Annotated in this window: 7 protein-coding genes; 1 reads left to right on the top strand and 6 read right to left on the bottom strand. The window is 34.4% G+C overall.

The features are described from left to right. Positions 1-3 precede the first annotated feature (3 nt). The 5 genes from recF to ACFJGY_RS06960 all read right to left on the bottom strand — a co-directional run bounded on the left by recF (position 4) and on the right by ACFJGY_RS06960 (position 4,315). Complete coding sequence (gene recF / locus ACFJGY_RS06980; protein WP_379969453.1) at positions 4-1,083, bottom strand: DNA replication/repair protein RecF; 1,080 nt, start codon at positions 1,081-1,083, stop codon at positions 4-6. Beyond that, positions 1,084-1,374, bottom strand: a complete 291-nt coding sequence (locus ACFJGY_RS06975; protein WP_379969451.1) for a type II toxin-antitoxin system RelE/ParE family toxin — start codon at positions 1,372-1,374, stop codon at positions 1,084-1,086. Then, positions 1,362-1,634, bottom strand: coding sequence for a hypothetical protein (locus ACFJGY_RS06970; RefSeq protein WP_379969449.1), 273 nt, complete (start codon positions 1,632-1,634; stop codon positions 1,362-1,364). The genes ACFJGY_RS06975 and ACFJGY_RS06970 overlap by 13 nt, the downstream gene beginning before the upstream one ends. 70 nt (positions 1,635-1,704) lie before the next feature. Then, on the bottom strand, positions 1,705-3,510 hold the full coding sequence (locus ACFJGY_RS06965; protein WP_379969447.1) for a hypothetical protein: 1,806 nt from the start codon (positions 3,508-3,510) through the stop codon (positions 1,705-1,707). Between the two features lie 43 nt (positions 3,511-3,553). Beyond that, a complete protein-coding gene (locus tag ACFJGY_RS06960) occupies positions 3,554-4,315 on the bottom strand; it encodes a hypothetical protein (RefSeq protein ID WP_379969445.1) in 762 nt (253 codons plus the stop codon). A gap of 199 nt (positions 4,316-4,514) precedes the next feature. Here ACFJGY_RS06960 and ACFJGY_RS06955 point away from each other — a divergent pair, with 199 nt between their 5' ends. Next, positions 4,515-10,349, top strand: coding sequence for an alpha-2-macroglobulin (locus tag ACFJGY_RS06955; RefSeq protein WP_379969443.1), 5,835 nt, complete (start codon positions 4,515-4,517; stop codon positions 10,347-10,349). A gap of 47 nt (positions 10,350-10,396) precedes the next feature. Here the strand turns inward: ACFJGY_RS06955 and ACFJGY_RS06950 are convergent, their stop codons facing one another. Continuing rightward, positions 10,397-11,740 (bottom strand): hypothetical protein, encoded by a 1,344-nt coding sequence (locus ACFJGY_RS06950; RefSeq protein WP_379969441.1) that lies wholly within the window; start codon positions 11,738-11,740, stop codon positions 10,397-10,399. Positions 11,741-12,057: the final 317 nt, after the last annotated feature.

Genomic DNA, 12,057 nt, shown 5'->3' with positions numbered 1-12,057 from the left:
ATTCTAAATTTCAAAAATCCTACTTTCTTCGTGGATTCTTTTTACCACATTTTCTGTACGTTCTTTATGCGTGTCTGTGATAAAAATCTGTCCGAAGCTTTCTTTGTTGACCAGCTCAATTAATTGAGAAACTCTTGTATCATCTAACTTATCAAAAATATCATCCAAAAGAAGAATTGGTGATTTCCCAGTTAATTCTTTAATCCGATTGATCTGAGCTAACTTCAAAGAAACCAAAAACGACTTCTGCTGACCTTGCGAACCGATTTTCTTGATGGAATTTCCGTTCATTTCAAACACAAGATCATCTTTATGGATTCCTTTGGAAGTGTATGTAAGAACGCGGTCTTTGTCAATCGACTGTGAAAGAAGATTCTGAAAATTATCCTCTAACAGATGGGATTCGTAAACCACAGAAACCTTTTCTTTTCCTCCGGAAATAATATCATAATAATGCTGGACAATCGGATTCAGTTTCTCAACAAATTCTTTTCTTTTCTCGAAAATCCGTGTTCCGAAATTGGAAATTGGGTCATCATAGATCTCCAGAGAATCTTTGTCAAAAGTTCTGTTCTTGGCAAAATATTTCAGCAAGGCATTTCTCTGCTGAATGGTTTTCTGGTATTGGATCAGATCAAAAAGATAAACCGAATCTGTCTGAGAGATCATCGCATCCAGAAATTTCCTTCTGCTTTCCCCGGAATCTGAGATCAAATTGGAATCATACGGCGAGATCATCACGCTTGGCAGATAACCGATGTGATCCGCTAATCTGTCATAAGCTTTATCATTCTTTTTAATGACTTTTTTGGATTCTTTTGGCTGAAGAATTCTGACAATGTCTTCCTTCTCGTCATTCTGAACTTCTGATTCTATTGTGAAGAAATCCGCTTCAGATTTGATATTATTAAGGTCAGAATTTCCAAGAAAACTTTTGCCAACGGAAAGATAATGAAGCGCGTCCAGAATATTGGTCTTCCCTACTCCGTTGTTTCCGACAAAGCAGTTGATCTGCGGCGAAAAGTCAAATGATCTTTCGGAATGGTTTTTAAAATTGATGAGTTGGAGTTTGTTGATGATCATTTAGAGTTCAAAATTAAGAGGATTTTGTCTGACATCCCAAATCCTCAAAATAAGAATTTTGTTTGAAGTAAAACTGTAATGCAAATAATAATTTTCAAAGAGGATAGACCTGATATTGTCCAAATCAGTAGTAATCCCGGAAAGTGGATTTTCAGAAATCTGTTCTAATTTATTCTGGATAAGTAAAATTAATTTTTTGCTATAAGTAGTAGATTTATTATTGGAGTTCCAAAATTCAATAATTTCTTTTAGGTCTGATGTAGCTTTTGTTGACCAAACTATCTCAACCATTTTTCAGTCATTTTTCTAACTTCATCGTATGTGTGGAATCTACCTTCTTTGATGTCATTTTCTGCTTCTGCCAACATTCTTTTTTGGCTTTCGGAAAAATAAATTTTAGACCCATACATAGCCTGACCTTCTTTAACTTCATTCCCTTTGAAGTTTTCAAATTCAAAAATAAAATCATTGATTTTCATCAAAATATCAATGTCATCTATCTTGTTCAATCTTTGAATTATTCTTAATTTTAACTCATCTAAGTTTTCCATTACTCAAAATTTATGTAAAGATAAAAAAACGGTTTCAGAATTAATTTAAAATCAAAAGAAAGTGAATTATTTAGTTCCCAAAATTCACAAAATGCGGAATGTCCGCTGCAAAACTGTTTAATGGCAATGTATTATTTCTATTGCTGTTAAAATCAAAAACAGAATTGTTATCAAATGGAACACGAGGATAATAAGTAAAAGAAATCTGAATTCTGTTGAAAACCAAATACGGATTGTTAATCAAAACACCAATTCCGATTTTTGTATTTGTATTCGTTTTTAGCAGTTTATCTTCAGGCATTGCCAGCCACCCCACAGCTGTTGTAAGGTATGGACTGAAATGGAAGTTTTTCCAGGTTCTGTTGACAAAAAGCTGAAGCTGGTATCTCAGTATCAACTTTTTTGTTCCTATGTAATCTGCATTGTAAACAGGGAATTCATCCGCTCCGGAAATATTGATCCTGTCCTTGTAAGAATAATTATGTTGCGGATTGCCAAGTGCAAGAGTTGGCGCAAAGAAATGTCTCACTTTTGCAAATTTCCAATCCATAAGGTTGGTAAAATAAGTTCCGTCGAACCGGAAGGATTCACGATTCTGATTATCCTCATTGAAAAACCTTCCAAACTGTGCTTTCACATTAAAATATCCAATCTTAGTAAAATCTCCGTAAGCGGCGGAAATCCCTACATAAGGCATCACCTCCTTGCTTCTTGATAACAATCCGCCTGTCAGATTGAAAGAATTTCCATAAGAGATGTCTTCCGGCAGTTCGTATTGAAAAATATTTTTCTCAACAGAAAATTTCCTCTGAATAAATCCTACCGAAGCCAAAAAACTATTGTAGGATTGGAAGTAATCAAATTGGTCTATATATGGGCTGTCTTTATATTGATAATTTTGAAAACGTCCTATTAAGGCAATATTGCTTGATATTTTCTCATCCGGATCAGATGAAACCGGGATCTGATAACCACCCCAAAGATCCTGACTATAAACTTTGATCTGTACAGATGGAAATTCTTCTACATTTTCCATTGGCAGGGCTACGTTCCGCATAAAATATTCGAAAGTAAAACCACCCGCCCATTTTGTCAGCGGCGAGAAAAAATCTCTTCTTACATTGAAATTGATTCTTTCATTTTTATCAAAATCTTTCTCACCCAAAACCTGTGCATTGATGTAAGACCCAAAAAGATTATAAGCTGTATAACTTCCTAAGAGGTAATCCTTGTGTTCTTTTGAGTCGTTTCTGTAAAGGAAATTTGCGGCGTGTCCCAAGCCCAAAAAATTCTCCTCATTGACGCCCAAACCGATCTTACTTCCTGAATAATTGAATTTTGGTTTCAAACTCCAGGAATCGAGAACTTTTACAACAACATCAATAGAATCTTTGGTAGAGGTACTATCTGAAACACTGATGTTAACTCTGTTTACGAAAGGTATTTCTCGCAAAAGACGTTCGGATTCGTATAATTTTTGAGCATTGTATTCTTCTCCTTTTTTGAAAAGCAAATAATTATTGACCGTGGAAACTCTTGTGTTGCTGTGAAGGTGATTCGTAAACCAGTCGTACCACCGTGATTTTTCTTTTTTGTCCTTGGAACCATATCCAAAAGGATCAATAGTTTCTATCCTGATATTTCTGATATATTTTCCATCATAAGATATCTGAGCCTGTTTTTCCGTACGTGTTTTAACAGATGCAGAATCCGCCTCGCGACGGAAAATAAAACGGTGAATAAATTTTGTAAATTTTCTCTTGTCAGAGAATTCCTCAATTTTATAATAGATAGAATCCTTCTTTTCTTTCTCCTGCGCAGACACAAAAGAAACACCACATAAAAAAAATAAAACTGCAAAAATAATTTTATGCATCAAATTATAAATACTTCAAAAATTAATAAATAAATCTCAACTATCAATTTATAAGCCAATAAATGTAAAAACATAACAATGGAAGTCCACTACAGCTTTCTACCCAAAAAGAAAAGTAAGACTCCTTATTATTATTTTGTGAATAATAAATCATTATAAATGTGATAACTGTCGTCAAGAAAAAGCACAATGCAAATTCTACGCTTAGAAATATCAAACTTAAAAGACAAGATATACAGACTAAAGAATAAGCAAAATATTTCGTTTTCTGCACACCAATTAATATCGGAAAAGTCACAACGTCATCGCTTTTCATATCTCTGATGTCAAAAGGCAGAACCAAAGCCGAAATGAATAACCAGGAAATCAAAAAAATTGACCAATTAAATTCTGGAAGAATGAGCCAGGAATTGATCAATGCCCAGGTCAATCCAACATAAAAAACCTTCAACAAAGGTATTTTTCTAATAAATTTTTCCAGGAAAAACGAATTATAAAACAAACCTAAAACAACAATAACTGCCCATTTCAAAAGTCTGTATTCGTTATGATTTTTAAGAATGAGAATGACGCTAACAATTCCGCAAATACAATTGAAAATCAGAATCTTAAAAAATTTCTTTTTGTCGTATTGGTATTTGGTGTAAAGATAACCGCTGAAATAAGTAATGAAAATCAACAACAAAGTCGGCCAACGGAATATCTTTTGCTCCAGCATAAAAAAACCAGCCAGAAAAGTCCCCATCAATGAAACATAAATCTGACTGTCAATAAGATATTTTTTAATTAAATTTAAAAACGACATATCTTTAACAAATTACGGAAAAATTGTTCTAAATAAATAAAATCTTCAAAGGGTTAAATTTTTAAAAAAATCTTTGTCTTTCCAACCTTACCATAAAATAATGCATCTTTATAACATGATACATTCAATTATAAAAAAATAAAACTCACATATGAAAATCCTAAAACCCTTACTAGTATTCTTATTGATATTTGCTACTATGAATTTTTCCGCACAAAACTATTACGACCAGCAATGGAAAAAAATCGAAGACAATTATAAAAAAGGAACTTACAAATCCAATCTTCCCCTTATTCTGGAAATACAGAATCAAGCTTTGAAAGACAACAACGCTATTCAAATCATAAAATCTCTGAAAGCGGAATTCAGTATTTTGAAACAGACTCAAGATAATACTCAGAATGATGAGAATTCCAAGTTTTTTACAAAGCTTCAGACAACTGAAACGAAATTGAAAGGTGAAGAAAAACAGTTATTTCGCCTTCTGACTTTGGAATTCATCAAAGATTATTACCAGAACAATTCCTGGAAGATTAATCAGAAAACCAATATTAACAATCAGGATCTTAAACAGATAGAAACCTGGAGCAAACTCGATTTCAAGAATTTTCTCGCTAAAAATTATTCTGATCTGGAAACAGAAAGTTCTTCACTAAAGAAGATCTCATTGCAAAAATACAAAGCGATTTTTGAAGGTTCAGAAAATTTTGAGTTTTCCCCGACATTATCAGACTGGAAAAATTATAATCAGATAGAATTCCTTAAAAACATCAATTTTTTCACACCAAACGAGTTAAAAGTCAATGCAAAAAAAATAAATGAGTTATATGATCAGGAAATTTCAGGAAATTCAGGAAATCCAAAACTGTACTTCCAGCATCAGAAAATCAGCTATAATTGCGAACTCAACAATTGTAAAGACAAATTTTCACAACTGGAAAAACTGGTTGGTGATGAATCTACGAAAGGCGATTACAAAGTTCTGATCATTGAGGAAATGATGGATATTCTCCAGTCAAAAGGAGATAATAAACAAGCTTTGAACTGGGCAAAAAAAGCAAGGGAATCATATCCAAAATCGAAATTCATCAATAATATTATCAACAAGCAAAATGAAATAGAAAGTCCTGCCCTTTTTATTCATTACGAAAAACAAACACAAAGCAACAAGCCAATCCACATCGTTGCAGAAGGGAAAAATGCAAGCCAGTTTTCTCTGAATATCTACGAAGTGAAAGATGATTTTCTTGGTTTTATGAATTTCGCTTTTGATAAGTATAAATATCCATTCAAAACTTTGAAGAAAACGCTGGTCCGCAAAGATCAGTTTACTCTGAAAAATCCGGGAGATTTTAAAAACCACAGGACTTCCCTTGAACTGAAATCGCTGCCATCAGGAATCTATGTTGCAGAATATGTTGTGGAAAATGCAGTCCAAAGCAGTTTTTATTTTCTGGTTTCTGATTCCAAAGTGATCTATCAGAAAAAAAATGATGCCGATAAAAAAACAGATTTGCTGAAAATAGTAAACAACGAAAACGGAAAAGCTCTAGCAAATCAGAAACTGGAGCTTTATGAATTTGTGCGCGACGGAAAATTTACAAACTCAGCTGTCACGACAGATTCTAACGGAAGTTTCAGATTCCCGGAAAATAAAAACAAAGACTATTACCGCTATTATCTTATCAAGGATTCGCAGGGGAATTTTAATATGATGGATGTCTACGGGAATGAAAATTACTATCAGCCAAAACAATATAACGACGACGGAATTGCCCAGATCTTTCTTGACAGAGCCATTTACAGACCGGGACAGACGGTTTATTTCAAAGTTATTTCGACTGTTCTGGATTCTAAAATCAAAAAGGAAAAAACGGTAAACAAACTAAAATTAAACATCACATTGAATGATGCAAACGGCGAAAAAATATCAGTTCAAAAATTGACAACCAATGAATTTGGGTCTGTCAACGGAAGTTTTATTCTGCCAAAAGGTCAGCTGAATGGAGAGTTTCAAATCGAAGTCGATAATGACGATGACGACAATATTTATTCGGTAGAAGGTGACAAATATTTCAGTGTAGAAGAATACAAACGTCCGAAATTCGAAGTGACTTTTGAACCTTTGAAAGAAGAATACAAATACGGACAAACCATCGAAATCAAAGGAAAAGCAATGATGTTTTCCGGCGTTGCATTGACCAATTCCAATGTAAATTATGAAATTAAAAAACAGAACATCCGCTGGCGATATTTCTGGTGGTATCCGCGTGGAAATGATAATGAAAATTCAATTCTTGGAACAGTTCAGACCAATGAAAAAGGCGAATTTACCATTAAGGTAGAACTTAAAAAAGATGAAACGCTGGAAGGAATCCAAATTGATAATTATGCAATAAATGCTTCCGTGACAGACATCAACGGAGAGACTCAATCTGCGGACACGAATGTAAAAGTGGCTTCGGTTTCTCATTACATTTTGGCAGAAAATATTGGTGATAATTTTACCGATGAAACCGTAAAAGTGAACGTTTCCACGAAAAATTATAATGAACAGAATTTAAAAAAATCTTACAACGTCAAGCTTTCAAAATTGGAGGAACCGAATCGGATTTTCAGGAATAATTTCCAGAATGTAATCCAGGATCTGCCTGTTTTGAGTAAAGCTGAATTCAACAATAAATTTCCTCACGACCGATTCGATAAAGATGAAACACAGGAAAAATGGAAAGTTGAAAAACAAATTATTAATCGAATTGAAAATCCGACTACTGACAAACAACAACTGACAACCAATCTTGATTTAGGAAAGCTGGAACCGGGAACTTACAAGCTTTTGCTTTATAATATCGAAGGAAAAGACACTATCAAAACAGAGCAGTATTTTAATATCTGGGACAAAAAATCCTTGAGAAATACTCAGCAACCTTTTTTGAAAGTAGTCCAGCCAAAACAAGAGTTCAAACGTGGCGAAAAAGCGAAAATTTTCGTTTATTCAGCCGTTCCAAATACTTTGGTGAATGTCTTTGTACAAAACGGAAAAGGCGAAACAATAACCGAAACCAGGTCTTTGAAAAACGGCATTCTGGAATATGAAACTTTGATCCCGGACGATGAAAGTATTTCTGTCCTGAATGTTCAGTTTCAACTGGTTGCCTTCAACGATGTTCAGACACAAACTATTGATCTGAAAATTGCTGATAACAAAAACGATCTGAAAATAGAAACCACTACCTTCCGTGATAAATTGCAACCCGGACAAAAAGAAAAATGGACAGTGAAAGTTTCCGGCGCTGATAAAGAAAAAATCAATGCAGAAGTTCTGGCGAATATGTATGATATGTCGCTTGACAAATTTGCAGTGAATACATTCTCCTGGCAAAAGCTGTTAACTAATCCAAATTATGTAATAGGTTATGACATTCCACAAAATCTTGCGCAGGAATATTATAACAAACGAAATACTTATCTGCCAACTAAGAATGTTTATTTGCCAGCTTTTAATTGGTTTGATGGAGGAATTTATAATATAGATAACGTTTTAACTGGCAGAGTTCCCGGAATTCAAGTTAAAGCCATGGCAACTCCGGGAGCAGCAGACAAAGTTGTTATCAGAGGCGCTGCTTCTATAAAATCTGACACTGTTAAAACTCAGGATATTGAAGAAGTTGTAGCAATTGGCTATTCTGCTCAGAAAAAAACTAAGAATCTAGATAACATTCCGGTTCGTCAAAACCTCAACGAAACGGCTTTTTTCTATCCGAATCTTTTGACAGACAAAGATGGAAACGTCAGTTTCGAATTCACTTCTCCGGAAGCTTTGACACAATGGAAAATGATGTTCCTTGCTCATACTAAAGATGCGAGAGCGGCAGTTTTGGAGAAATCGGTCGTAACGCAGAAAGAGTTTTCTATCACACCAAATTACCCAAGATTCTTGCGTGAAGGTGATGAACTGAATCTGCAATCAAAACTGTCAAGTCTGGTTAATCAAAAATTAAGCGGAACGGCACAGCTTCAGATCTTGGATGCTTTTACAAACGAAGATATATCGTCAAAATTTAATTTGACTGATATTCAGAAATCATTCAATCTGACAGAAAATGGGAATTCTGTGGTAAACTGGAAATTAAAAGTTCCGAACAACGTTTCTTCTATTATTATTAAAATCGTTGCCAAAGCCGGAAATTTCTCTGATGGTGAACAAAAAGCAATCGCCGTTTTACCAAACAGAATGCTGGTGACGGATGCGCTTCCGATTTTCGTAAAAGAAGGACAGACGAAAACTTTCACTCTGGAAAATCTAAAAAACTCAGATTCGAAAACGTTGTCTAATGTTTCCAACACTTTGGAACTGACGACCAATCCGATCTGGGAAATTATGTTTGCGCTTCCGAGTCTGAAAGATGATCAGAATAATTCTGCGGATGTGGTTTTCAACAAATGGTTTGCCGATGTTCTGGCTTCGGAGATTTTCAAAGCGAATCCGAAACTGAAAACGGTTTTTGACGAGTATCAATCGAAAGGTTTACTGACTTCTAATCTTGAGAAAAATCAGGAACTGAAACAATTGTTATTAGAAGAAACACCTTGGGTTTTGGAATCGAAAAACGAAACCGAACAAATGCAAAAACTGGCAAGATTATTCGATGCCAATACGATGCGAAATTCCATCCAGACCGATTGGTCAGAACTCGCAAAACTGCAAAATCCGGACGGTGGATTCAGCTGGTATTCCGGTTATCCAAGTTCTTATTACACTTCACTTTATATCCTGAAAAATCTTGGCAAAATCAATGAATGGCTGAAAGGGAATGTAGCTGGATATCAAAATGAACAGCAAGAAGAAATGGTTGATAAACTTGTTTCTTATGTCGATAATGAAGTGAATAAATATTGGGACGCAAAACAGGAAAATGTCTGGAATAATTTCGTAATCGATTATCTCGACACCAGAAATTACTGGGAAAAAGAATATCCTTTGAAAAATAAAGGTGCTAATCTGAAAACGCTGATCATTGCAAAAGCGAAAACAGCAAAAATCACCGATTTTACATTCTTTGGATTGCATAGAGCGGCTCTGTTATTCAACAATTATGGATTGAAGGATGTTTCCAAAAAATTAATGACTTATCTGAAAGAAACTTCTACAGAAACCGAAACGCAGGGTGTTTATTGGAAACAAAATCTGAACGATTGGGGCTGGTATTCATCAAAAACCGTGAATCAGGCAGGTGCTTTGGAAGCTTTTCAGAAATTGACTCCGACAGATGAAACCTTCATTGAGGAAATGAAAATCTGGCTCATTACTCAAAAAGAAGTGAATTCGTGGGGAAATTCCAGAGGAACTGCGGAAGTGATTTTCACGATTTTAAATTCCGGTAAATCCTGGACTTCCAATGAAAGTAATAAAGCGGAAATCACCTGGGGCGGCAAAGCTTTGAATCCTCAAAAACAAGCGACTGGTTATGTGAAACAAACGATTACATCTGATAATTTGGATAAAAATCTGGCAACAGTTTCCATTAAAAAAGACAGTCCGGGAATTGTTCAGGGTGGTCTGTTCTGGCAATATTATGAGGATCTTGATAGAATAAAATCTTCAGAAAGTTATATTTCCATCACGAAAGAACTATACAAAAAAGTAAAAACTGAAAACGGCGAAGAATTAATTAAAATCAACGAAAATTCGCCATTGAAAGTTGGTGATAAAGTGACGGTAAGAATGATCCTTAATACCGACAGAAATATGGAATTCATCCACCTGAAAGATATGAGAGCGGCCGGTTTTGAACCTCTTACTGTGATTTCCGGTTACGAATGGAAAAATAATCTGGGCTATTATCAATCTACAAAAGATGCTTCTACCAACTTCTATATCGAATATATGCCGAAAGGAAAATATGTGTTCGAGTACGATTATGTTGCCAATGCAAGCGGAAAATTCTCCAATGGCATTACCACTTTGCAAAATTATTACGCACCTCAGATGAATGCGCATACGCAGGGAACGAAGGTTTCTATTTCGGAATAAATGATATTTTAAAAATGAAAAACGCCTCAGAAATCTGAGGCGTTTTTTTATGAAATCCAACTGGAAACGGTTTTCACTTTCCAGCCTTTTTTGGTTCTGATAATCTTGTAGGTTTCTCCGCTGTATGAGGCGCTTTTTCTCAGAATAAAAGTATCTTTTGCTTTATCACATTGGAAAAGTGGTGATATATTCTCCTTTATCAGCTGAGAATTATTTTGTTTTTTATATTCTTCATATTCCTTTTCAGTCATCACAATTACAGTATTATTTGGCGGATTGATCTGCTGGAGATTCTCATCATCTGTGACAATAAAACTTACTGTGCTGAAGACATCTTCCATCTTTGAAGAATCAATTTCTGAATCCTTTATATTTTTTTGAATATCGCTTTTACTGATCAGTTTAGGATTGCTGATATCAATATCAAATTCGCCGGGGTAAAACCTGCCTTTCATTTCATAATTCCCGTACATCAATCCTTCGTAAAGAATCGTGAATTCATTAGAATCACTTTTGAATCTTGGATTGGTGTCTTCTCCATCCGGGATTCCGTCATTATCCGTATCGGCAGAATTTGGATTCATCAATAATTTCTTCTCAGTAATGTCATTAAGCCCGTCATTGTCCGAGTCTTTAAGAATCTCATTAATATCCATTATTACCAATGCATTATCTCTCACGACTTCATATTCCGGTGGCAGCGGATGTCCCATTGGATCAGTCATTCTTATGATATCGGCTTCTATCTGAATATGATTGTCATCTTTCCAGAGCGGCTGTTTCGAATTTGATTTGAACACAAAATTATTTTTTTCGGAAAGTCCGGTATAATTGTAACGCCAGGTTTTTCCATTGTCGGAAGAAAATGCCAGCCAATATCCTGCACCAAATCTCAAGAGCTCATCGTACTTAAAATCATAATATAAAATGGCCCATTTGTTATCCTTCCTCTCGCTTTTGATCACTTCTGGTCTGCTAAGTGGTCCAATCTTTTTTGCAAACTCAATCTTTCTTAAAGAATCTTCGATTTTCATATACTTATCGAAATTATCCATATAAGAATCAGTGTCTTTTTTATTCTTTTTAGACTTCGAAGTTTTGTTGATTTCAGGAGTTTCGGGATCTAACAGATAACGGTATTTCTCCAATTTTAAATTCATCGAATCTACGACATCCTCATATTTTGCATAGTCGTAAAGGAATTCGACTTTTACAAACTCAAACGGCGGTATAATTGCCTGATCTTTGGAAATCGGAACAAATTTGTAATGTTCCCATTTTTTCCTCGCTGCTTCATCATACTTTGACATTTCGGAACTTTGACAAACCTCATTTTTTTGAGCCGAAAAATAAACTGAAAAAAGGATGAAAATAAGTTTTTGTAAATTCATAAGATATTCTTTTTTGTGTAAAATCTAAATCTGAATAAATATTAATAACAGCTTGAAGCAGATTGATATTGCAATTATATAAAATTTTAAATCATTAAATTGGGATAGAGAAATACGAAACCAAACATTACTAATGTTAAAAAAGCAATCAATCAATGATATTTGGTTGTTTTTTTATATTTTTATGCGCTTATTTCTTCATTGTATTTAATATTAGGATAGAATTTTTAAAATGTGTATAAATTCTTTTTCTAAATCCCATTCGAAACAGCGAGGATCCATTTAATAATCAACATTTCAGAAATTAAAATAATATA

Origin of the sequence: Epilithonimonas sp. UC225_85, from assembly GCF_042695135.1 — a bacterium.
Lineage (GTDB): Bacteria > Bacteroidota > Bacteroidia > Flavobacteriales > Weeksellaceae > Epilithonimonas.
This window is presented reverse-complemented; position numbering and strand designations above follow the sequence as displayed.